Genomic DNA, 25,117 nt, shown 5'->3' with positions numbered 1-25,117 from the left:
AATATGGGGGTTTTCCGTATAGTAAGGTTATTAGGGTTATAACTCTAAAAGCCCATTGGTTTTTGTAACACCTGCGGCACTCTCCTGCATTTTAGCTTTCTCGGCATCGCTTAAAGGAATATCAACTATTTTTTCAATACCGTCCTTACCTAAGATCACCGGTACACCAATACAGATATCGTTTAGGCCATACTCACCTTCCAACAAAGAGGAACATGGGAACATTTTTTTCTGGTCACATGCAATGGCCTGTACCATAGATGATACTGCAGCTCCTGGCGCGTACCATGCACTTGTACCTAACAATTTGGTCAAGGTTGCACCACCAACTTTGGTATCTTCCGCAACCTGCTGTAATCTCTCCTCCGATAAAAATTCAGAGACCCTAATACTATTTCTTGTGGCGTGTGAGGTCAACGGTACCATACCGGTATCACTATGGCCACCTATGACCATACCATCAATATCAGATATTGGAGCTTCCATTGCCTCTGCCAATCTATACTTAAATCTAGCACTGTCCAAGGCACCGCCCATACCAATTATCCTGTTTTTTGGAAGACCGGTGGTTTTATGTACCAAATAGGTCATAGTATCCATTGGGTTACTGACTACTATAATAATTACATTTGGTGAATGCTGTAACAAGTTACTGGATACCGTTTTTACGATACCTGCGTTTATCCCTATCAACTCTTCCCTTGTCATACCCGGTTTTCTTGGAATACCGGAAGTAATTACTGCGATATGACTATCTGCAGTTTTTGCATAATCATTTGTACTGCCCGTAATTTTGGTGTCAAAACCCATTAACGATGCAGTTTGCATCAAATCCATCGCTTTTCCTTCAGCATATCCTTCCTTAATGTCCAAAATAACCACTTCAGAGGCAAAATCCTTGATAGCAATGTATTCCGCACAACTAGCACCTACTGCGCCTGCACCAACTACTGTAACTTTCATGTATGTCTATTTTTATGAATTAGTATTTATTAAATGGAAACGATCCATCTTAATATATTGATTTTATCAGCTCAAAAATAGGTATTTATTGACGAATTTCGGTCGGGAACGCCTTATTAAATTCTAGTATAGGGGTTGTAAAAACATCGATAAAATGCACATGTTGTTAAAAAAAAAGACGCTTTAACGAAGAAATCGGAAAATTGATGCAGTACATCGAATTTTAGTAATAACGCAAAAAGCATTGCGTTAATAATTGTGGATCCCAAATCCAACATAAATTAACCTACTTATGACTAAAAAGTTCCTCTCTTTGGTGGCTATTTGTGCCGTCATATTTTTGGCCAACTGTTCTAGGATAGAACAGAACAACGATCCCATTATTGGAATATGGTCGCAATCCAAAATTGTACCTGCAGAAAATTCATCTAAACAAACGATCCGTAAAGAATGGATATTCAATGATGTCTATTTAGGTAGATACCATGAAATCAACGGTACTACCATTTCCTTAAAAACCGATTTTAACTGGTCCAGACAAGGAGATACCTATACTATAGAATATAGGGGCCTTGACGGTAAACCAACCCATATCATTACCATAGTACAAGCCGATGATGGCACTACTTACCTTGAAAGTAACGAGGGAAGTACGTTGGCCGTTAGGGAATAAACGATTTTAACAGGGCCATGGGAAAAAGTCTGTCTGGAGCAATCTAGGCAGGCTTTTTTATTTTACCCTAATTTTGGCAGCATGACAACAAACAGTATCAGATTCTCTGTAAAACTCCACAAAAAATCCTTAAAGAATGCTCTTTAAGGATTTTTTATCAATGTATAACAAAACCTTATTTTGGTCTTTTGGCATTCATTATCTAAAACCAAAATTTATACCCAAGGTAGCAGTATTGAATTCTCCTAAATTATATTCCGCATTAAGCCTAAAAAAGCCCAGTTTAAGTTTTGTACCTACGGTACCGGTTACACCACTTACTTTTTTGGTTATGGAGAATGGGTCAATAAATTCCTCTGAAGTCAAGGGGCCTTCCGTAACCCTATAAGTACCCAAAACGTCTGTAACAGACTTTCCTAAAACGTATCCTAAACCACCATAAAAATTTATTATAGGGAGTTTTGTGGATACTACCGCACTAAAATTCCAACTATTGATGTTGGATTCTATACGCTGGTTTTCACCTTCCGCAATATTAACGTTTTCCAAATTATAGTCCCCGGAAATGTTGGTATACCCAATTACCGCAGAAATTGCTACGGGCAATATCTTATCCGCAGGTAACAATTTGGTAAAATCATGCTGTAAACCAATACCTACTAAACCTACAGAGGCATCTTCATATTGCATTTTGGGCAGAAAACGTGCCTTTATTTCCATTCCTTTGATTAAGCCTACACTTGCTTGAATATAGCCAGATGGCACAAAATCCACCCCTTCACCGGAAAGTCCGGATGGTAGTGTAAACTCTTTTCTTGTGGTAAAGCCAGCTACTTCACCTTCTACATATACCCTTGTACCGGTTATATCTCCCAAAGCCGTAGAAACCGCTCTAGCCGTACCAGGGTTCTCTACAAAATCCAGATTCTGATAATCGTTGGGATCAAGGATAAAGGTTTTCTTATCGGTCTTATTTTTAAATCCGGTTATATTACCAATAATTGAAATCTCAAACCCACCAAAAGGCTTTGCATCTGCAGTATTGTACCAACCTGTGGCCAAACTATAGACCACACTTTCGGAAAGGGGTTCCATATAGTCCGTGGTAAACTGCTCCGCATCTTCAACACCTGCTGCAAATACATCATTAAAATCTGTTTGCGCCATGAGGCCCAATGATGTGCATAAACATAAAACTGCAAGTAACTTCTTCATTTTTATAATTTTAGCTAAAAATAAAAAACCTGCGTTTTAGGCGCAGGTTTTTGTTGTGTAACTGGTATTTTCTATGTGTCAATGTTTGCATATACTGCATTCTTCTCAATAAATTCTCTCCTTGGAGGAACTTCATCTCCCATAAGCATTGAAAAGACACGATCGGTTTCTGTAGCATTATCAATTTGAATTTGACGTAAGGTCCTGAATTCAGGATTCATGGTCGTATCCCATAATTGCTCCGCGTTCATTTCCCCAAGACCTTTGTATCGCTGTATGCTTACACCACCACTGTAACTATCCGCTATGGCATCACGTTCCTTATCACTCCATGCATATTGCTTCTTCTGACCTTTCTTTACCAAATATAAAGGCGGTGTTGCAATATATACATGTCCACTTTCTATGAGTTCTCTCATATATCTAAAGAAGAACGTTAAAATCAAGGTTTCAATATGGCTACCATCCACATCGGCATCACACATGATAACTACTTTATGATACCTTAACTTATCCAAGTTTAAAGCCTTGCTGTCATCTTCCGTACCAATGGTTACACCCAGAGCGGTATACATATTTTTAATTTCCTCATTTTCAAATACCTTATGTTGCATGGCTTTTTCAACATTCAATATTTTACCTCGTAAAGGAAGAATGGCCTGGAAATTACGGTCACGGCCCATTTTGGCGGTACCCCCCGCAGAATCTCCCTCAACTAGGAATATCTCACATTTTTCAGGATCTTGCTCAGAACAATCCGACAGTTTACCGGGCAGTCCACCACCGCTCATAACATTCTTGCGCTGAACCATTTCACGCGCTTTGGAAGCCGCATGCCTAGCTTGTGCCGCAAGGATTACTTTCTGTACAATGGTTTTTGCATCATCTGGATGCTCCTCCAAATAATCCGTTAACATCTCTGACACTGCTTGGCTTACCGCTGCAGATACTTCACGGTTACCTAATTTTGTTTTGGTCTGACCTTCAAATTGGGGCTCAGAAACCTTTACGGAAACAATGGCAGTTAATCCTTCGCGAAAATCATCCCCTTGGATCTCAAATTTCAATTTATCCAACATACCTGAAGCATCGGCATATTTTTTAAGGGTAGACGTCAGCCCTCTTCTAAAACCGGATAAATGCGTTCCGCCTTCATGGGTATTTATATTGTTTACGTAGGAATGAAGGTTTTCCGTATAACTGGTATTATAGATCATAGCTACTTCAACGGGAATATCGTTTTTTTCCCCTTCCATGGCTATTACACCTTGTATCAATGATTCTCTATTACCGTCCAAAAATTTGACAAATTCCTTAAGCCCTTCATTAGAAAAGAACGTTTCACTTACATATTCGCCCTTTTCATCCTTTTGACGCTTATCGGTAATACTGATGGTTACCCCTTTGTTCAAGAACGAAAGCTCACGCATTCTGTTCGCCAAAGTTTCATAACTATATTCTATGGTCTGCGTAAAAATGGTATCGTCTGGATGAAAGGTTACCTCCGTTCCCCTTTCCGTAGTCTCTCCAATTCGTTTTACGGGATATAAGGCTTTACCCCTTGAATATTCCTGCTGCCAGATTACGCCGTCCCTATATACCGTTGCAGATAAATGATCAGACAGTGCGTTTACACAAGATACCCCCACCCCGTGAAGTCCACCGGAAACTTTATATGAATCTTTATCGAACTTACCACCGGCACCAATTTTGGTCATTACGACCTGTAATGCGGAAACACCCTCTTTTTTGTGCAAATCCACAGGTATACCCCTACCGTTATCCTTGGTGGTGATAGAATTGTCCTCGTTGATGATAACGCTAATCGTATCACAATGACCGCCCATTGCCTCATCAATGGAGTTATCCACTACTTCATAGACCAAATGGTGCAATCCCCGTACCCCAACATCACCAATATACATGGATGGACGCATACGTACATGCTCCATACCTTCCAAGGCTTGAATACTATCCGCCGAATAATTTTTCTTATTTGCTTCTTCGCTCATAAAATTAAGGTTGTTTTACTTCAAATTTTGCAATCTTACAAATATACGCAATACCCCATATAATATAGTGTTTCTGACCATTGGGCATTGGTAAGTTATCAACAATGATTGTGGAAAATTAACAATTACAACGTATTACCTGCCCATATGTATCTGAACAGTCCCATATACACCATTAATGGCAATACTGGACCTTTGGCTCACCTTATATAGAAATAGAAAGAATACCTAAACGAAATATATTCTAGTGTAGCAATATGCTAAGCAAATGCTTAAAAATTAACACTCAATCCTAAGAAATGACTGTATTGATTACAATTTAAACGGTATCCGTTTCTATTGTGTTTTTTTAAGATTTACTTTACATATAGCCTGTAACTTAGTATTATAATCATAAAACAAGTTAGCATGAATGAAGAACAATTTAAAGGAAAATGGAACATTGCAAAAGGTAAGCTAAAACAAAAGTATGGCAACCTTACAGATGATGATCTTACCTATGCCGAAGGAAAATCAGATGAGTTACTTGGTAGAATACAGGAAAAAACAGGGGAATCAAAAGAAAAACTAAAGAATTTTATAGATGCCCTATAATGTGGTAGGATTAAATCAAAAGCCCGTCCAAATATATTGGCCGGGCTTTTTTTTATCAGCTAATCATTAATTTATTAGTACGCATCTGTATGTACATTGGCGACCGCCCTTCCAGATGGATCGTTCATATTTTTAAATGCCTCATCCCATTCTAATGCAATTTGGGTACTACAAGCCACGGAAGCTTCCTGAGGAACACAAAGTGCCGCTGCATCCGACGGAAAATGCTCTTCAAAAATTGAACGGTAATAAAACTCCTCTTTTGATGTAGGCGTTTGTAATGGAAACCTGAATTTGGCATTGGCCAATTGCTCATCGCTCACCTCTTGGTTTACCACTTCTTTCAGCGTATCAATCCAATTATACCCTACTCCGTCAGAGAATTGTTCCTTTTGTCTCCATGCCACACTTTCCGGCAGCATATCTTCAAAGGCTTTACGTACCACCCATTTCTCCATACGTTCCCCATTGATCATTTTATCCTGTGGATTAATTCTCATGGCCACATCCATAAATTCTTTGTCCAAGAACGGCACCCTACCTTCAATACCCCAAGACGCCAAGGATTTGTTGGCCCTTAAACAGTCGTACATATGCAATTTGCTTAACTTACGTACAGTTTCTTCATGAAACTCCTGTGCGTTGGGTGCTTTATGAAAGTATAGGTAACCCCCAAACAATTCATCTGCACCTTCACCGGACAATACCATTTTTATACCCATAGATTTAATGACACGCGCCATTAAATACATTGGTGTAGAAGCACGTATGGTGGTAATATCATATGTTTCCAAGTTGTATACCACATCTTTAATGGCATCTAACCCTTCTTGTATGGTAAACTTTATCTCATGGTGTACGGTACCAATATGGTCCGCAACCTTTTGGGCAGCAGCCAAATCTGGCGAACCTTCCAAACCTACTGAAAATGAGTGCAATTGTGGATACCAAGCATCTGTTGTATCTCCACTTTCCACACGCTTTTGAGCATATTTCTTGGCAATGGCGGAAGTAACGGATGAATCAAGACCTCCTGACAACAATACGCCATAGGGAACATCTGACATTAATTGCCTGTGCACCGCAGCTTCAAGGGCTTCTTTTATTTTTTGAATGCTGGTTTCGTTTTCCTTAACCGCATCATACTCCATCCAATCCCTTTTGTACCATCTTTTTAATTCTCCGTCAGAACTATGTAAATAATGTCCCGGAGGAAAAAGTTCTATTTTTGTACATGTACCTTCTAGGGCTTTTAACTCAGAGGCAACATAAAACGTACCGTTCTTGTCCCAACCCATGTACAAAGGAATAATCCCCATATGATCACGGGCAACGAAATATTCATCTTTTTCGGCATCATAAATGGTAAATCCAAAAATACCGTTCATTTCATCAATAAAATCGACACCCTTTTCCTGATACAGAGCCAAAATAACCTCACAATCAGACTCAGTCTTAAAATCATAGGTGCCTTCAAATTGCTTACGTAATTCCCTATGGTTATAAATTTCGCCATTTGCGGCCAGTATCAATTTACCATTTGGACTCAATAATGGTTGCTTACCCGAAGCCGGATCTACAATGGCTAAACGCTCATGCGCCAATATTGCCTTATCATCTGCATAGATTCCACTCCAATCCGGACCTCTATGTCTTATTTTCTTTGACATTTCCAATAGTTGAGGCCTAAGTACTTCAGTACTTTCCTTAACATCAAATGCACATACTATTCCACACATAATCTGATTATTATAACATTTCGAATACAAATATCTATTTATACTTTCACATAACAAACAGATATAACATATATACTTACAATTTAAAACAATAAATTCTATTTTTACTTATGATTAAAATAAAAGCTTACAAAAAACTTGCCACTTCTTTCAATATTGTAATAATAAAAATTTAACCTCCTTTTACTATTCATACTAGTGGAATCTCCTTAATTTTAGGCCACTTAAAACAAATAGAATTATGAAAAAACTAACTTTACTAGCAACTTCAATGTTTGCGCTTCTACTAACAACGGTAGCTACGGCGCAAGATTTTTCAGGAATGGACAAAAGTCCTATGGACATGGCCGCTTTTCCTACTGATTACAAAGTAGCGGATAAAGCTGTACGTATTATTTACAGTAGACCACAATTAAAAGGCCGTTCTATGGCAGAACTTGCTCCTGCCAATAAAGTATGGAGAACCGGTGCCAATGAAGCCCCTGAAATTACATTTTATAAGGATGTAAACTTTGGCGGAAAGGACATTAAAGCCGGGACTTACGCCTTGTTCACCATGCCAGGTGAAAAGGAATGGACCGTAATTTTGAACAAAAAATTAAATCAATGGGGTTCTTATTTTTATGATGAAAGTGCAGATGTTGCCCGTATTAAAGTTCCAAATGGTAGCGACACCTCTTCAATAGAGGAATTTTCAATTGCCTTTAAAGAGGTTGAAGGTGGTGCCCATATGGTAATGGGTTGGGATAAAATCAGGGTAGCCGTACCTATTATGCTTTAAAGTAAATTATCCATACGATTTAGAAACCCCGGTTAAAGTTTTAACCGGGGTTTTTATTTCTTTAACGTACTATACCGTTTACGAAAGTCTGCTCCGCACGAATATTGGGTATATTTTCTAATGGGGCCGTCATTAAATCTTCACTATAAATGACAAAGTCCGCAAATTTACCGGGCTCAATACTTCCCTTTTCGTTCTCTTCAAAATTGGAGTATGCCGCCCAGATGGTCATGCCCTTTAAAGCTTCTTCCCTGGTCAAAGCTTCTTCCATATGAAAACCATCTTCTGGGTAACCACTGGTATCCCTTCTACCTACTGCTGCGTAAAAGGTCAAAAACGGACTCACATCCTCTACAGGGAAATCAGTCCCTAATGCAACCATGCCCGCCTTATTCAAAAGGGTCTTATAAGCATAGGCACCTTTAACACGATCGCCCAATCTGTCTTCTACCCAATACATATCGCTCGTAGCATGTGTTGGCTGTACCGAAGGAATTATACCTTCTTTAAAAAGGTCAAAATCCGTTGTTTCCAACACTTGGGCATGTTCTATTTTCCATCTTCTGTCGGTAGTTCCTTCCAATACTTTTTTATAGGCCCTTAAAACCGCAATATTTGCTGAATCACCAATAGCATGTGTATTCATTTGGTATTCTGAAATTGCCAATTTATTGGCCAAACGATTTAATTCCTCTACAGAGGTTACCATAGCACCATAGTGTGCCGGCAAATCGCTATATGGTTGTTTTAATGCCGCACCCCTAGAACCTAAAGCCCCATCTCCGTAGACTTTTACGGAACGTACGTTCAACAGATCGGTCTTTACAGGTCCTTTATTGATAAAATAATCGACATCTTCCTTGTTATTGCTAACCATAGCATATATTCTGATGGACAAATCACCGGCCTGTTGTAAACTATCGATCAATTCTATTGTTTCCCTATCTATACCGGCATCGTTTACCGTAGTAAGTCCATGATTCAAACAAATTCGTTCGGCATCCTTTAATGCTTTTATTTTTTCCTGTTTGGTCGGCAAAGGCATAATACTATCTATAAGCAACATAGGATTATCAATAAGAACTCCGGTAATACCGGAAAAGCCATCTTTCCATTTTTTTTGAATTTCCCCGCCATTTACCTTTGTACTCCAGTCTATACCGGCCATGTCCAACGCTTTCTGGTTTACCAAATAGGCATGACCATCTACCCGTTCCAAAACAACAGGTATATCGGGAAAAATGGTATCCAATTCCGCTTTGGTAGGAAATTCCTTTTCCTCCCAATCATTTTGGTCCCATCCCCTGCCCCTTAAAAATGATTTAGGATTTGCGTTATGGAATGCCCTGACTTTTTGTAATACTTCATCAAAACTTGTGGTCCCCACTAAATCCACCACCTGCTGATTTAGCCCTAAACCATAAAAATGGCAATGTGCATCAATAAGTCCCGGTGTAATTGTTCTGCCATCCGCATCGATCAGTTGATCAGAGGTATATATATCCCTAATTTCATCATTACTGCCCACAGCCAAAAATTTACCATCATGAACCGCAAAGGCTTGGGCTTTACCAAAATTTTCATCAACCAAATACACATTGGCATTTACGATGATAAGGTCTACCTTCTCTTTAAAATGTTCACATCCGGATATCACAACGAATAGAAGAAGAAGAATAAGTTTTTTCAAAATTGGGAAGTTTAGTTGAACAATAATATAGTTAACATCATTTAAAGATGTCAAAATAATATTGAAAACTAAGAAATTTTTTAAAAAAGATTTAAATCTTTAACGCACAGGCACTTGGCGTTTACCATAAATCTTGCTAGCGCCTTTTGCTGAATAACTTTCCCCAACTATACGATTGCCATCCAAAAGAAGTACAAATGAAACTCGTTCAAGCCCATCAATATTGACATTAAATTTGATGGCGTTCTCATTGATTTCAACATCTTGACCAGTTAAAACCCCATTTTTGAATTTCATAGCAACATCATAGCTCCCATTTTGTTTGGTTACGAACAATACGCCGTCCTTATATACTTCACTGATATTTTCGTTACCAAATGAAAAGCGCCAAACTCCCAAAGCACTGTCCGGTGAATGCTTGCCGGCAGCTACAATTTTATCTTCGTTTTTTAAATTTAAACTATCATTCATTACAGATGGAGCAAGTAGTATAACTTGAAGAAAAACGATAATTTTAATTACAATGTGCGCTATAAGCATTGGACTCAACATTCAATTATGTTCTTAAAACGTATGTTTTAACATAATATTTTATGTACCAATTGCTTTATGAGACGCTATACGTATGTTAGGAGCGGTTATTTTTTAGACTTAGGGGCTTTTTTTTCCTTAATCTTTACGTAAATAAGTTTTTTACGTCCTTTAGAATCTTCCCTGCGTTCAATTTCAAAATGAGGAATGGAGTTGATCAATGGGGTCAACTTTTGAAAACCATAGTTTCTAGAGTCAAAATTGGGTTGCTTTTTTTGCAGCAAACTACCTACATCACCTAAAAAGGCCCACCCATCATCGTCAGCGACATCATCTATGGTGGTTGCTATAAAACGTAGTGCTTTTGGCGTAATCTTATCTACCGTATTTTTAGTAGCCGGGGTTTCGTTTTTGGTATCTATAGACTCTTCCTCTGTTCTACTCTTCAATATTTCTATATAAATAAACTTGTCACAAGCAACAATAAACGGATTTGGCGTTTTACGCTCGCCAATACCAAATACCTGCATACCGGCCTCTCTCAACCTTGTTGCCAAACGGGTAAAATCACTATCACTACTAACAATACAAAAACCATTGACCTTACCTGAATACAAAATATCCATGGCATCTATAATCATGGCTGAATCCGTTGCGTTCTTACCTTGGGTATATCCATATTGCTGGATCGGGGTAATTGCATTTTCAAGTAGCACGTTTTTCCATTTTCCCAAACGCGGATTGGTCCAATCCCCATAAATTCTTTTTATGGTTGGATTACCATATTTGGCAATTTCCTCCATCATTTCCTTTACATATGCAGATGGTATATTATCACCATCTATCAATACTGCCAAATTTAAATCCATAAGGTTGTTTTATGTAAAGATAAGTGGTTTACCCTGTAATAAATAACGTTATAAAATTGATTCTTAATTTAACATGCCGCCATTGGCTAATAAGCGATGTTGGGACATACGTACTCCATGATTTTAAACTTTAGCCTAATTTATTTATGATCCGCAAAGTATTCATCTATAACATCCTGAAGAATTTCATGGGTCAACGGCTTATTTTTAAATCCGTCAATCGTTGAAATGGAGTCTGATTTATTTTTATCATCTGGGTTTAAGGATGTGGTAAGCATTACCAATATAATCTTACTTCTTTGCTCAACACTTAAATTCTCATAACCTTCCAAAAACTCCCATCCATCCATGCCGGGCATATTAATGTCAAGAAATATAATATCTGGTCTTGGATATGCTTCAAAATCTGTTTGTTCCAAATACTTTAAGGCATCATACCCACTTTCCAAATCAACAATCTTCTCGGTAATCTCTGCCTTGTTGATTACGCGTTTATGGATATAGTTGGTAGCATGGTCATCATCTATGAGCAAAATGCAACTTAATTTCTTTTTTAAAGGTATCATAATGGTTATGTTTTAAGTGTAAAGAAAAATTTACTTCCTTTTCCCAAGGAAGATTCTACCCAAATTTTGCCTCCATGCAAGTCAATAATCTTTTGGCAATGGGCTAGGCCAATACCCGTACCATCGTATTCATTTCGTGAGTGCAATCTTTTGAATATTTTAAAAATTTTATGTTGATGTTCCTTGGAAATACCAATACCGTTATCCGCTATACAAAACTGTATTTCATTTTGTTTTTTAAGGGAGCTTATCTTTATAATAGGACTCACTTCTTTTTTACCAAACTTTATGGCATTCAAAATAAGGTTTAAAAAAAGTTGGCGTACCTCATCTTTATATCCCATTACCGCAACATCCACAACATCATATTCAATGAGTGTATTGGTTTCCGTTATTTTTAAACTTAAGTCTTTTTTTAGATCTTCTATTATTTCTATAAAATTAACCTGTTGCATTTCTGCATCTTTTCCAATTCTGCTATAATCCAACAATGCCTTGACCAAATTCTGCATTCTTCCGGTAGCTTCCAAAATAAAATTTAAGCTATCCTTTCCTGTCTCGTCAAATTGAGTTCTATATTCATTTGATAATAGCTCAGAAAAACTGGTAACCGTCCGTAAGGGTTCCTGTAGGTCATGTGAAGCTATGAATGCAAACTGTTCCAGTTCCTTGTTTTTAGCCTCAAGTTTTTCCGCATAGGCAATCCGTTCATTTTCAATTCTCTTGAGCTCAGTAATATCGGTCCAACTAAATCGCTTAAAGGCTATGGTACCATTATTGTTCTTTGATGAGGAGACATTTAAAATTACATCTATGTCCTTACCTGAATTAGTTTTTAATTGAAGCTCCGCATTTTTGATACTCTTACCCTCGTTATATCCCTTAAGGGAATTCCTTAAGTTGGCCAAACTATTTTCATGGTGTAAAAACTCTATGGACCTTCCTAAAATTTCATCTTTGGAATACCCTAATTTGTTTGCAAGGGTTTCGTTACAACGAATTACCTCATTATTATTTTTAATACTAGCCAGCATCTCATTGGAGTTTTCATATAAGGAGCTATAGATACGTTCACTGATTTCTAGTTCCTTCTGGCTCTTTAACAATGCCTTGGTCCTTTCAAACACCTTTTTTTCCAGAAGTGATAATACCTTTTCCAAGCCTGCATAACCACTTTTTGCCGCCGATACCAAAGTAACGCAAACCCAAACTACTATTATGGCTATAAATGTATTGAACCCTTCTAGACTTCCTTGTGGTAAGGACGCTGATTTTTTCGACATACCCAGAATTATCAATATAGTACATAAAATTCCTATATAAATAGATATGTTTTTTGTGGGAAGTATCCAACTGTATAATATAACCAAACTATAAATGGCCCCAATAGCAATGCTGGAAGGCACATTAATATCTATAATGTAAATTATTGCCGCAATTAAGAACGCAATTGAAAACAATATGGCATTCTTAACATATAAAGGCGTTGCTTTTTGATCGGCCATAAACGAAACCTATATTTTCAGTTGTTTTTTCAACTGAGATATTTCAGCATCCTTTTCTTCCAATTCCAATCTTAATCTTGAATTTTCAAAATCATCTACCGAATTTGGTGCTTTCGCATCCAACAATTTGGGCAAATCACGGATCAAAGCAAATACGGTCGCAAAACTTATTATTGCCGTTAATAACCGTACCAAAGCACTTAACCTATATGCTGGCCACCAGAAGATTATTGCATCTAGAATATGAGTGGCGCCACATAAAATTATAAAAGCGGCAAAAAGCCAAAAAACAGGTAAAAAAGGCACTTTGGGTCTTTTTTGGACAAACCAAATTATTACGACAGGAATAATAAAGTAAGCCAACCAAATGGCTACATCACTACCTACGTACAGCCATCCATGAAAATCGCTCCATTTACCACAGACCCATCTTGGCGGCCAATCAGATGTGTCAAAAAGTTGCTGCAAAAAAGTTATAATTTCATTCATACTTAAACTTTTAAGATTTAGTCTTTAAATAAACTGCACTTACTATGGTCACCTTTTCCTACAATAAAATACTAATATAGTACAAAAGATGTTGTAATACCCTAACCGTTCAATGTCTATATTCATTGAAGAAATACCTATTATGCCTATAGAGTTCAATCATTTGAAGAATGCTTTAAACAAAAAGTTATTGAGGATTATTAGCCTTAATTGAGCCAATGGCCAAAAAAAGCAAAAAGGCCAATCCTAAAAAGCCGACCATTTTGTAAGAGCCAAAAGTAGAAAGACAAAAACTGAACACGCTTGGTGCCAATGCACTTGCCAATATCAAAAAACTCATAATTTTACCTGTTATACTCCCTAAATGTGTCCTACCAAAGAAACGAGGCCAAGCTACTGCATTCAATACCGCAAAAAAACCACCAAGTGTGCCAAAGCCAGCAATTAGCATAGGTACACCAACTGGAGTAGATAACAATAAAAACCCCAATGAGGCCAAAATACCGCCCAATAACATTAAATAGAGGTATAATTTTAAGGGTAAATAATCACTTAAAAAGTTAAACAAAGTAGAAACGGTTACCGCTACAACAGAGCCGGGCAAGAAAATTGCAATGGCATCTTCCTTTACAAATCCTTGTAAGGTAAAAATGGAAACAATATGAAAAGTAAGGCCCGTGATAAAAAAACTATTAAAGGCCAAGGTAAGTCCGTACATCCAAAAGGCACGCTCTTTTTTGGCTTCCTCTAACGTAAATTGTTTGGGCACGGTAGTTTTCCGTTGCTCTTGCGTATTTAAATGATTGACACCATCGGGCAGCAAACCGTGCTTTTCTGGTGATATTTTATAAAAAAGGAATATCAATATGCTAAAGAACAATAATCCTAAGGCCAAAAACTGCCAAGTTTGCGACCATCCATAACCTTCGATCAAACCATTGATCCATAAGGGTGAAGACGAAAAACCAAAAGAAAGGGCAACGCTACTAAAAGAATTGACCTTACCCCTATTTTTATCGAACCAGATCATTATTACATTCCTGGATGCCATTGTCAATACACCTTGACCGGCAAAGCGTAACATAAAAAATAATATAGTCATTAATACAAACGGCACAACCCAGGTATCAACGGATAACAACTCCTTAATATACGTACTCATGGACGCTGACCATGAGCATAAAAATAGGGTCAACCCTAAAGTAAGAGCCGCAAAAAAAGCTACATAGCGCGCCCCATAAACATCAAACCATACTCCTGCCCTACCAATGACCAAAGAGCTAACAATGGTACCTATCATATAGGCATTACTAAACTGATTTCTAGATAGGCCCAAGGCATCTTTAACCGGATCGGTAAAAACAGAAACACCAATAGTCTGCCCGGGTATACTGCAATAAATACCAATGGTCCCTATTACTAGAATAACATACCCATAAAAAACGGGACTTTTGGCGGGATCTATTAGTTGCTTTTGAAACAGGTGGTTAAACATATGCTGGTTACTGACAGTAAAAATACACCATAGCCACTAGCCCATAAAATTAACGGCCTAAGGAAACTTGAGAAAATCGTTATAAAAAGTTTAAACAAGGTAGATTTAAGGTCAAAGATTTTATACCTAACTTTCTAAACCTAACAACATAAATTTCAACTATGAATACTTGGAAATCATTCTTACTATTAACAACAATCATTATGATGGCGTGTTCCAATCAAGGGTACGCACAGGAAAGGGAGTTCTACGAACTTAAAACCTATACCATAAAAAACGAGGATCAAGAACAACGTATGGACCACTATTTGGAAAAGGCGTACCTACCTGCTTTAAAAAGAATGGGTATACCCCACATAGGTGTATTTAAAATGCATAACGACAAGTTTATACCAAGTAATAAAATATACATTTTAATACCTTATAAATCACTTGCCGAATTTGAAAGCACCGAGAAATTATTGGCATTGGACAAAGCCCATTTAACCCAAGGTGCAGATTATATTAATGCTAGTTTTGACAATCCACCTTACGAGCGCATTAATTCCGTGTTAATGCGTGCTTTCCCTGATATGCCCAAAATGAGACCTACTACCGTTGAAGGCCCAAGGAAGGACAGAGTCTATGAACTAAGAAGTTACGAATCTCCTACTGAAGCCCTGTACAAGAACAAGGTACATATGTTCAATGAAGGTGGAGAGGTTGAACTTTTTGAAAGTTTGGGCTTTAATGCCGTTTTTTATGCAGAAGTGATTTCTGGTGACCGCATGCCCAATCTTATGTATATGACTACATTTTCGGATATGAACAAACGAAATGACTTGTGGAAAAATTTTAGCGATTCACCCAAGTGGAAAGAAATTTCATCCATGAAAAAATACCAGAACAATATGAACAAATTAGATAAAGATTTGTTGTACCCAACCCCGTATTCTGATTATTAATTAATTTTCCAAAATAAATTCTACACGCCGGTTGAGCAATCTACCGGCTTTTGTTTTATTAGAAGCTATAGGTTTAGCACTACCATGACCCTGAATATGAATTCTATCTCCTTGAATTCCATTTACGGTTAAGAAGCGACCTACCTCCTTTGCCCTCATTAGGGACAATTCCTTATTGAATATCTCTGTTCCTATGGAATCTGTATGGCCGGTGATGGTGATTTTTAAATTAGGATTGTTTTTTAAATACTGCACAATACCATTCAATTCTTGCTGATACTCGGTTTTAAAGGTGCTTTTATTAAAATTGAAATGAACATCCTTGAAAACATGAACACTATCCAATTCATAATTGGGAGTGGACCGGTCCAAGCTATCGATAGGTGTAACCGAAACCATATCAAGATAATAATAAGACCCCTTGGTCAATTTTCTTTTGGTCTGATATTTTTGTGTTCTCCGATCGTTGTAAAAATTACCGATGATGATAAAGTTTTCTGTTCCATTAGCAACGAATTCCTTTGAAAGTTTTACCCATTCAACCTCATCCGCAAAAAATTTGGAATACTTAATTTCCAGTTTATTGGAAGTATCCCCTTCTACTTTTGAAAAATGCATATTTGATAGCACTTTTGAGGTCTCTATGGACACCGGAAATTCAGAAAAACGTATACCAAATTGCTTCACTGCAAAATCTGACCGTTCTGCCAGACTAATGTAAAACGTAACCGTATAACGTCTGCCTTTATCCAAGGTAGAAAACAGCTTGCCCTGAATATATTCCCTATAATTATCCGGGGCAAACATATAAAACCCTACATAGCCCTTCCCAAAATCTGCGGACTGTTGACCGTTAAAATTTTTGGGTGTCCCCATTGCGGTACTACAGCCATTAAAATAATCAGTAGAACCAAGGGTAGGCATATTCCAATCGCTAACATCTTGAGCTAGGTTTCCAAGCTTGACCGGGCATTGAACAAATTTTTCAAAACTTGGATTTACCACTACGTTCTGGCCAAGAACAGTAGTACTGCCAAATAACAAGAGTAGAACTATTACTTTATTTAGTGTGTTCAACAACATTGGGTCGGTATTGCACCCTAAAGTAGTAAAAAGTGTCCATAGGAAAGTTTTCTATACCTAAAACAAAAAAATGCCCTTCCCAAATATGGAAAAGGCATTTTCAACAATCCAAAACCTAACCAAAAACCTTTTAGTTATTGTACAGATATAACGATGCAGCAGAAGCAAGGTCATTACTGACCGCTGGCGCAATATTACCATTTGCATTCAAGGCATCTGAAAATCCGAGAACCTTACCATTACCAATTTCGGCAATGAACACCGTTTTTGTATTATGATCATAGGCCACATCTATAGGATTACCCATTTGTGTCAATGAACCTGCTACCCTTGTCTGCTCAGAAAGTGCCAGTGCACCTCCATTTTCAATAGCACCCAATTTAGTTGAAAAATCTTGGGTTACCTGAAAACCACCGTCGGTATTAGCATCAGCAGCATCCCCTATATCTGTCATTACCAATACATCATCAGCTTCACTATAATCGATACCATGTGTTCTAACTATACCATCAACAGTAATTCGTTTAGTAGGTGTAATGGCCCCGTCTGTAGTATTCGTAGCCAAAAAGTCTTCATAGACCGCCAGATCGCTCGTAGAATCCACTACAGCCAATAAAGTGTTCCCCATAAAGGTTATGCCCCAAGTATTGAAACCTGCATCGAACGTATTCAACAAATTAAAGCTTGAACCATTATACTCGTATACATAAAACTTGTTTTCAGTATTACTGGAAACAACTACCTTATTACCAAAAACGGCAATCTCCCTTGGGCTCTCTAAATCTGAACCACCGGTAAAATCAGCAACTAAATTTGCTAAATCTGTAACCGCAGCAAAACTTCCATAATACTCCAAAGCCATGCCTGACCTTGACGCTTGTATAATAGCATCGTTCATGGCGTTGTAATAAATACCTTCAGAAGAATCTGAACCTGTAACTACTGTTTTAGTCAACATTCCGTTGGCATTATAGACACTAACATTACCATTTGCAGTACTTGTTACATATAAGCTAGTTGACCTAGCAGTAGTAGAATCGCCGGTATTACCATCAGTTTCATCACTACTGAAATATATAGAGGATGCAGACGGTAAATCCTTATTAAAAGAAGGGGTTAGATTACCACCGGAGCCTATATCTGTATAACCTAAAACTTTTCCATTACCAATTTCTGAAATATACACTGCATCAGTTTCTGAATCATAAGCAACGTCAATTGGGTTACCCATTAAAGTAGATGGTCCGGCAACACGTACCTGCATTCCTACCGGTAGCAATTCCCCATCTGAAAGTGCATCAAATTTGGAAGAAAAATCGGTAATGACATGAAATCCACCATCATCTAAAGTATTTGCAGCATCACCAATATCGGTCAAGACCATAACATCATCAGACCCATCGTACACAATACCGTGCGTTCTTACAATACCTTCAATTGTAACTCTTTTTGATGGTCTAACTATACCATCCGTAGCATTTGAAAGAAAGTTATAGAATACGGCCAAATCTCCTGTTGTATCCACTACGGCATATAGGTCATCTCCTTTAAAGGCAATACCCCATACCGGAAATGGTACCTCAACAGTGTTCGTTAAGGACAATCCCGTACCGTTCATTTCATAAACAAAAAATCTATTGGAACCATTATCTGCCACTACGTAGGTAGAACCATTAACTGCCAGTTCCCTTGGGCTTTCCAGATCTGCACTACCCGTACCACTTGGTGTTACGACTGTACCGTCCATAAGCGTAGATACTTCTGAAAAAGCTTCCAATAATAAAGCGGACCTTGATGCCTGTACCACAATATCCGAAGATGCGTCATAATAGATACCTTCTGCCGCTGTAGTAGTAGTGACCAAGGTAACCAACGAATCTCCTGTAATACTAAATTTAGAAATGTTACCATTATTGTTATTGGTAACAAAAAGGTCTGTTCTACGACCTAAAACGGTCATACCGTCCTCACAAGGTTCACATAAAGAACCTCCACAATCCACACCGGTCTCGTCACCGTTCATAACGCCGTCGTCACAAGTTTCCGCGGTTGGAATTTCCATATTATCATCATCACTGCATGATGCAACAAATAACAATGTAATTAACATTGCACATAAATAAACTGATTTTTTCATACTTAATTGGATTATATTAATTAATAGTTGGGCACCCCTACCTACGAGAATATGCAAGCAAGGTTTTAATCCAATTGTTAAATATTTATTAAAAGAAAAAACCGCTAAACTTAGATGGAGACCATACGGTTTAGCGGTTTTGAAATGTTTGGAATTTGTCCTAAAAATCGAACTTATAAGTAGCTCCTCCAAGCACTTGAATACCTTGGACCTGAAAATTGGCCCAACGCTGATACTGATTGTTTGATAGGTTGGCCCCTTTTACAAAAAAAGAAAGCTGGTCGTTAAATCTATAACCTACATGTGCATTGGCATCAAAATACCCTTCTAATGTAATTGGGGTATCTATACCTGGTTGTGGAATGGCCGCACCAGAATTTGTATCGCTTGCAAAATCTTCTCTTTCTCCAACATAAAACAGATTGGCCCCCATAAACCATTGTTCGCCAATTTGATAATCCATGAATAATGAGGCTTTTAAATTAGGTAAGTTCCAGGCGGGGTTACCCGTTTCCGTGGTATAGTCATACACTTCGGCATTGACACCTAAGGTGAAATTACGGTTCACATCTACATTTAGTTCCCCAAAGATTCCAAGGGTTTTTATATCGTCATAAAACACCCTGAAGGAATTCCCTAAAAAATATCCGTTATCTTCACTTCTAGAATCTTCTTGTGGGTTTAATATAAATAACGGTTTTCTATTTTCTGCCGCATACGATCCTTTAATGTTATAACTTAAATTAGGTAACAGTTGCCCTTTAAATCCAACATAGGCATTATATTGACTATCGGTTGGCGCTACAAGCAATGTTGGTGACACAAACGGGTTGGCTTCCACAAAATCATAATACGAGTTTTGCTTTAATTCTCCGGTTACACCACCATAAGCAATAACAGATTCATCTAATAATCTGTAAGATGCCGTTACCGCTGGATAGATATAAAAGTTGCTTTCGCTGTTTTCCAAATCCATTCCGTACACCACATTTATACCAAGATTTAAAGACAAATCATCACGGAGCATTTTTAATGACGGATTAATGCCTGCCTGTAAATTACTATAGTCAATTGGTGAAGAATTAACGGCAGGGCCATAGCCATCGTTAGCAAAAGAACCCCCAACATAATCAACTTTTAGCTTAACGCCAAAAGCCTCTTCATTCATGGGGAATTCAAAACCAGTCGTTAAAATCGCCCTATTTTCTCCTGAACTTAACGCATCAAAAAACCTACGGTACTTTATATCCGCTCTCTTGAAATAAGCGTCCTCTACATTTATATGGGCACCTGCTTCACCCATAAAATAATTTTGTGTTTCATCTATACCGCTCAGCTCACTATCGCTAAATTCCCCTTCAGGTATTCCGTACCAATTGTATAATTGATGTTGCAGACCAATAGCCGCTCCCCAATCCAAATCACGGTCACGTTTTGCATATGATGCATCCAATCTTGTATCGTAGAAGGTATCTTTCAATTCCACATCTTTAATTCCACCACGAGATGATAGGTGATTAAAACCTATATCAAAATTCTCATCCCTATTAATGGTCCTACTTGTGTAAAACTCACCTAGCACATTGCCATAGTTACCCGCTCCAAAAGAGGCATAGGAATTAAATAACTGTGGTGGTGGTAGTTTTTCTACGGTAGACGCCGTTCCTTTTGAAGGTGTAAAGGTAGATGCTACAGGTACCGAAAAAATACTATAGGTAATGGGTTTCTTTTGCAAAACGATAGAATCGTTCAAATTGGGAACCGATTTAATTTTAAATGCGTCTGACACGGTTGGCGTATATGCTTTTGTAACCGTTACTGTCTCCGTGCCCAAATCATTGTCCTCATCATCTTGGGCAAAACCAATTTGCATGCCAAGGGACAGAAAAATTAAGGCAATAATATATTTATTGTACATAGGTGTTCTTTTACTGGTGTACATGATGTTTAATTAGGATTAACCGATGAATTACTTTGGGACTCTTTAGATTTAATGATTGCCAACTCCGCTTTGGCGTCTTCCACGATTTCCGGATACTGTCCAAAATTGTTTATGACACTTTCCAAAATATAGGTAGCCTGGTAGGCATCTTTAAGGGCATAGTAGTTTTTGGCCATTAAAACCAACCCTTTACCGCCCCATTCCTTATAGGTAGCGTAGTCCTTTGCCAATTTTTGTACGGCAATGTTAGAATTTTCATACGATCCTTCCTTATGCTCAAAATAGGCATCATAATACAATGCCTCTGCAGCAGTGGCTCCAGATGCAATCTTTAATACTTCTGCATACGCAGCTTTTGCCTTTGTCTCGTCATTGGTAGCTATGGCGGAACGTGCGATCATAATTTGCGCATCACTCTTAATACGGTTATCAATATTTGAAGTGGCCAAAACCTTATCCGCATATTCCAATGTTTTTTCATAGTTGCGCTGTCCATAATAGCCTTTCATTAAATTGGAACGGGCAAAAGTCCTGTTCTGTTGAATGTTGGCCTGGTTTTCCAATTTTAACAAATACGGCATTGCGGTTGCATAATCATCCTTACCAATATATACCTCACAGACCCTTGTCAAGGCTTGTTCGGCATACTCACTAGTACTACGGTCCGCCACATATTTATAGTAAGGAAGTGCCTTATCTTTTTCTCCTTTACCAAAGTAGAGTTGGGCCAAACTAAAGTTGGCATCAAGCGCATGTAGACCGTTTGGAAATTGTTGAATATAATTGGTATACCCACGTATGGCCGCATCTATATTTCTGTCCAGATTTTGTTTTTGTGCGGCATCAAAGGTTGCATTGTCCAGCTCGGCATCGGTCACTTCAACAAAATCAAGACCGCGAACCCATTCTGCATACTCATCTACCCTGCCCAGATCTACATAGACCAATTTTGCGGTAGCCACTGCCTGTATAGCCTCTTGGGTTTTAGGAAAATCACGAACAACCGTTTTAAACTTTACCAATGCGGCATCGTTGCGGTTGGCATTGTAATTCACCAAACCCTGCCTCATCAAGGCTTGTGGCACTAATGAGCTACCCCTATATTCCTTGATCAATCTATCGTAAGCTTCCAATCCGTCACTTTCCTTACCTTGGGCAACATAGGTGTTCCCCAGTTCAAAAAGCGCATCGTCCTTAAAACTGGAACGTGGATATTGTGCCACGAACATTTCTAAACTTTCAATTTTACTGGCACTACGGTCAACATAACCATAGCTCATGGCTTTTTGGTAAGCAGCGTAATCTTTCTCCGGTCCGGTCAGTTCAAGGGCCTTGTTATAAGTTTCTATTGCCGGCCAATATTTACTGGTAGCATAGTAGCTATCTCCCAACCTTAAAAACCCGTCGTGCAATTTTTCTACCTCTACATCCCTGTTTTTTACAAATGACCCAAAATAGGTAATGGCATTGGTATACTCCTTTTGCTTAAAAAAGGCATATGCCAAATTATAGTCTATATCCTTGTACATTTCGGTATTTTTTGCGGATGGATTGTTCTTGAAGGCCATAAAACCCTTTGCCGCTTCATCAAATTTATTGCTGTTATAATCGGCTTCGGCCTTCCAATAATTTGCCCTTGCCTTGAACAGCATATCTTCCGCACTTGCAAGTGATTTGCCAAAACTATCGGAAGCTGCCATATAATCGCCCTCCATATACAGTTCAATACCCCTGTAATATGCCACTTTTTGGTAAACGATCTTACTGGCATAATTTCTGTTCTCCTCCAATAACTGCATTGCGCCCGCAAAGTTTTTGGATGTGATGTAAGAATCTACAAGCAAAGTTTGCATTTCTTGTTGATGCTCATCATTAGGATAGGTTTTCAAATAATTTGTTATTACCGCAGGTACCGCCTCGTAAGCATTACCCACTTCATAACTTAAACGTGCATAATTCAAAAATGCATCTTTCTGAATCTCTGCATTATAGTCCATTTGCGAAGCATTTCTAAAGGCATTCAATGCTTCCTGCTTTTTATCCAGTTTCAAATAACATTCCGCCAAATGGTAGTATGCATTTTGAGCCACGCTGTTGGTACCGCCTATAATTTTATTGAATTGGGCAATGGCATTTGCATAGTCCCCGCCTTTGTAATAGGCATATCCAAGATAGTAATAGTCCGTATTGCTCCATTTACCCCCTTTGCCGTTATATTCCTTTAAATAAGGAATGGCGTTTTCATACTGATCAAGGTTAAAATAACTTTCACCAATGATCTTGTTGAGTTCAGAAACTTCCTTTCTGTCAGATTTTGGCAATTGTTTTTTGGCCAAGGCAATGGCTTCCTCAAATTTACCGAGCTTAAAATTCATATCTGCCTGATAGTAGCTCAGTTTTTCCTCTAATACGTTTTGATCGGTAATTTGGTCAAAACGTTCATTGGCCGTTTCATAATCATCTTCCTGATATGAGATATAGCCTAGGTAATATTTGGCCTGCGAACCATAAACAGGTGATGTGGTGACTTTTTCAAGGTATTTTTCGGCCTGTTTTGTTTTGCGTGATGAAAACAGGGAATACCCGTAGTTGAAATTGAACTTGTCCATTTCTCCACGTGATAATGAACCTTGGTCCACCTTATCGTACCATTTTAAGGCATACGGATACTTTCCCGTTTGAAAATAGTATTCGGCCACATCGGCAAAAGCGGAATTCCGTTTAGTAGAGGTAGGATATTTTTCAACAAAATCCTCCATTAATCTATCTGCACCAATTTGATTTAACCGCACTGCCGCATTGGCTGCATAGTAGGCACTATTGGCAGCGGTCTCCTCATCTTTTGTGGACACTTTGACCTTATTGAAAATGGTTTGTGCCGCTTGGTACTGTTCGTTGTTGTAAAGCGCTAAGGCGTCTTGAAAAGCTTTCTGTTCGTGCGTGTAAATTTTAGTCTCTTGGGCAGTGGCCAAAGCAACCAAACCCAACACCATTGGAAAGAAAGCGGTGATTTTTTTAAACATAGTGTTCTGTTACTATTTAAATATACCGGTTATCACATGTGATAACGGCAAAAATTGTTCCTAAGTATGTGCAATACCACTGCAAAAGAAAAGAATTTGAAAAAGGGTTCATTATAATCAATAGATACTTATTACTTTTATATCAACATTAGCACTATGGGAGAGATTGTTTTAGAACTTAAGGATGCCTCTATATTTCAAAAGGAAAGTTTGGTATTGAGCGAAGTAAGTTTAAAAATAGAAAAAGGAGAGTTTGTATACCTGATCGGTAAAACCGGAAGTGGCAAAAGTAGCTTTATGAAAACCTTGTACGGCGATCTACCGTTGCAAAAAGGGGAAGGCCATATTGTGGAGTTCGATCTAAAGACCTTAAAGGAAAAGGATATTCCGTTTTTACGAAGAAAATTGGGAATTGTTTTTCAAGATTTTAAACTTTTACCAGACCGGAACATTAATCAAAATATGTTGTTTGTCCTAAAGGCGACCGGATGGACGGACAAGGCCAAAATGGATACCCAGGTATTGAACGTGCTTGAAAAAGTGGGCATGAAGACAAAGGGCTTTAAATTTCCGCATGAACTTTCTGGTGGTGAGCAACAACGAATTGCCATAGCACGTGCTTTATTAAATGACCCGGAATTGATCATTGCCGATGAACCTACCGGAAACTTGGATCCACAAACCAGTGTAGAGGTCATGAAAGTTTTACAGGAAATCAATAAATCTGGCAGGACCATTCTTATGGCAACGCATGATTATGCCCTAATTCTTAAATACCCGGCAAAGACAATTAAATGTGATGCCAATAAGGTGTTTGAGGTGGTACAGAGAGCGGTTTAATTAAAAAATGTTAGCTCATTATGACC

Annotated in this window: 20 protein-coding genes; 5 read left to right on the top strand and 15 right to left on the bottom strand. The window is 38.1% G+C overall.

Annotated elements, in window-relative coordinates; genetic code table 11:
* Positions 1-36 precede the first annotated feature (36 nt).
* Positions 37-963, bottom strand: coding sequence for a malate dehydrogenase (gene mdh, locus JM81_RS16185; RefSeq protein ID WP_089259571.1), 927 nt, complete (start codon positions 961-963; stop codon positions 37-39).
* 292 nt (positions 964-1,255) lie between these two features.
* Between mdh and JM81_RS16180 the strand changes: the two genes are divergently transcribed.
* A complete protein-coding gene (locus tag JM81_RS16180) occupies positions 1,256-1,636 on the top strand; it encodes a hypothetical protein (protein WP_089259570.1) in 381 nt (126 codons plus the stop codon).
* Between the two features lie 198 nt (positions 1,637-1,834).
* On the opposite strand, the gene JM81_RS16175 is transcribed toward JM81_RS16180, so the two are convergent.
* Positions 1,835-2,851 (bottom strand): DUF6588 family protein, encoded by a 1,017-nt coding sequence (locus JM81_RS16175; protein WP_144804942.1) that lies wholly within the window; start codon positions 2,849-2,851, stop codon positions 1,835-1,837.
* A gap of 71 nt (positions 2,852-2,922) precedes the next feature.
* A complete protein-coding gene (gyrB, locus tag JM81_RS16170; protein ID WP_144804941.1) occupies positions 2,923-4,863 on the bottom strand; it encodes a DNA topoisomerase (ATP-hydrolyzing) subunit B in 1,941 nt (646 codons plus the stop codon).
* Between the two features lie 408 nt (positions 4,864-5,271).
* Between gyrB and JM81_RS16165 the strand changes: the two genes are divergently transcribed.
* Positions 5,272-5,457, top strand: a complete 186-nt coding sequence (locus JM81_RS16165; protein ID WP_089259567.1) for a CsbD family protein — start codon at positions 5,272-5,274, stop codon at positions 5,455-5,457.
* A 74-nt stretch (positions 5,458-5,531) separates the two neighbouring features.
* Here JM81_RS16165 and asnB read toward each other — a convergent pair whose 3' ends face one another.
* Positions 5,532-7,196: an asparagine synthase B gene (gene asnB / locus JM81_RS16160; RefSeq protein ID WP_144804939.1), complete on the bottom strand. Its 1,665-nt coding sequence runs from the start codon at positions 7,194-7,196 to the stop codon at positions 5,532-5,534.
* A gap of 241 nt (positions 7,197-7,437) precedes the next feature.
* On the opposite strand from asnB, the gene JM81_RS16155 reads away from it, so the two are divergent.
* Positions 7,438-7,977, top strand: coding sequence for a DUF2911 domain-containing protein (locus tag JM81_RS16155; RefSeq protein WP_144804937.1), 540 nt, complete (start codon positions 7,438-7,440; stop codon positions 7,975-7,977).
* A 61-nt stretch (positions 7,978-8,038) separates the two neighbouring features.
* Here JM81_RS16155 and JM81_RS16150 read toward each other — a convergent pair whose 3' ends face one another.
* From JM81_RS16150 to JM81_RS16120, 7 genes are all read right to left on the bottom strand, one after another.
* Positions 8,039-9,667: an amidohydrolase gene (locus JM81_RS16150; RefSeq protein WP_144804935.1), complete on the bottom strand. Its 1,629-nt coding sequence runs from the start codon at positions 9,665-9,667 to the stop codon at positions 8,039-8,041.
* 99 nt (positions 9,668-9,766) lie between these two features.
* Positions 9,767-10,207, bottom strand: a complete 441-nt coding sequence (locus JM81_RS16145; RefSeq protein WP_144804933.1) for a hypothetical protein — start codon at positions 10,205-10,207, stop codon at positions 9,767-9,769.
* A gap of 98 nt (positions 10,208-10,305) precedes the next feature.
* Positions 10,306-11,067 (bottom strand): NYN domain-containing protein, encoded by a 762-nt coding sequence (locus JM81_RS16140; protein WP_089259563.1) that lies wholly within the window; start codon positions 11,065-11,067, stop codon positions 10,306-10,308.
* Positions 11,068-11,207: 140 nt separating this feature from the next.
* The gene (locus JM81_RS16135; RefSeq protein ID WP_144804931.1) at positions 11,208-11,633 is read right to left on the bottom strand and encodes a response regulator; all 426 of its coding nucleotides are present in this window, start codon (positions 11,631-11,633) and stop codon (positions 11,208-11,210) included.
* A gap of 5 nt (positions 11,634-11,638) precedes the next feature.
* The gene (locus JM81_RS16130) at positions 11,639-13,138 is read right to left on the bottom strand and encodes a sensor histidine kinase (RefSeq protein WP_144804929.1); all 1,500 of its coding nucleotides are present in this window, start codon (positions 13,136-13,138) and stop codon (positions 11,639-11,641) included.
* Between the two features lie 9 nt (positions 13,139-13,147).
* Positions 13,148-13,627 (bottom strand): hypothetical protein, encoded by a 480-nt coding sequence (locus tag JM81_RS16125; RefSeq protein WP_144804927.1) that lies wholly within the window; start codon positions 13,625-13,627, stop codon positions 13,148-13,150.
* Between the two features lie 187 nt (positions 13,628-13,814).
* Complete coding sequence (locus tag JM81_RS16120; RefSeq protein ID WP_144804925.1) at positions 13,815-15,122, bottom strand: MFS transporter; 1,308 nt, start codon at positions 15,120-15,122, stop codon at positions 13,815-13,817.
* 161 nt (positions 15,123-15,283) lie between these two features.
* Here JM81_RS16120 and JM81_RS16115 point away from each other — a divergent pair, with 161 nt between their 5' ends.
* Complete coding sequence (locus tag JM81_RS16115) at positions 15,284-16,066, top strand: NIPSNAP family protein (RefSeq protein ID WP_144804923.1); 783 nt, start codon at positions 15,284-15,286, stop codon at positions 16,064-16,066.
* Here JM81_RS16115 and JM81_RS16110 read toward each other — a convergent pair whose 3' ends face one another.
* The 4 genes from JM81_RS16110 to JM81_RS16095 all read right to left on the bottom strand — a co-directional run bounded on the left by JM81_RS16110 (position 16,067) and on the right by JM81_RS16095 (position 24,251).
* On the bottom strand, positions 16,067-17,143 hold the full coding sequence (locus tag JM81_RS16110) for an OmpA family protein (RefSeq protein ID WP_186435594.1): 1,077 nt from the start codon (positions 17,141-17,143) through the stop codon (positions 16,067-16,069).
* A gap of 136 nt (positions 17,144-17,279) precedes the next feature.
* Complete coding sequence (locus tag JM81_RS16105; protein ID WP_144804919.1) at positions 17,280-19,286, bottom strand: hypothetical protein; 2,007 nt, start codon at positions 19,284-19,286, stop codon at positions 17,280-17,282.
* A 160-nt stretch (positions 19,287-19,446) separates the two neighbouring features.
* Complete coding sequence (locus JM81_RS16100) at positions 19,447-21,204, bottom strand: TonB-dependent receptor (RefSeq protein WP_144805672.1); 1,758 nt, start codon at positions 21,202-21,204, stop codon at positions 19,447-19,449.
* Between the two features lie 29 nt (positions 21,205-21,233).
* Entirely contained in the window at positions 21,234-24,251 is a 3,018-nt protein-coding gene (locus JM81_RS16095) for a tetratricopeptide repeat protein (RefSeq protein ID WP_144804917.1), read from the bottom strand.
* A gap of 156 nt (positions 24,252-24,407) precedes the next feature.
* Between JM81_RS16095 and JM81_RS16090 the strand changes: the two genes are divergently transcribed.
* On the top strand, positions 24,408-25,091 hold the full coding sequence (locus JM81_RS16090) for a cell division ATP-binding protein FtsE (protein ID WP_089259555.1): 684 nt from the start codon (positions 24,408-24,410) through the stop codon (positions 25,089-25,091).
* The last annotated feature ends 26 nt before the right edge of the window (positions 25,092-25,117 follow it).

The organism is Maribacter sp. MAR_2009_72, assembly GCF_007827235.1.
In the GTDB taxonomy this organism is placed as follows: Bacteria; Bacteroidota; Bacteroidia; order Flavobacteriales; family Flavobacteriaceae; genus Maribacter; species Maribacter sedimenticola.
The sequence above is the reverse complement of the archived record's forward strand: the minus strand, read 5'-3'. Positions and strand labels throughout refer to the sequence as shown.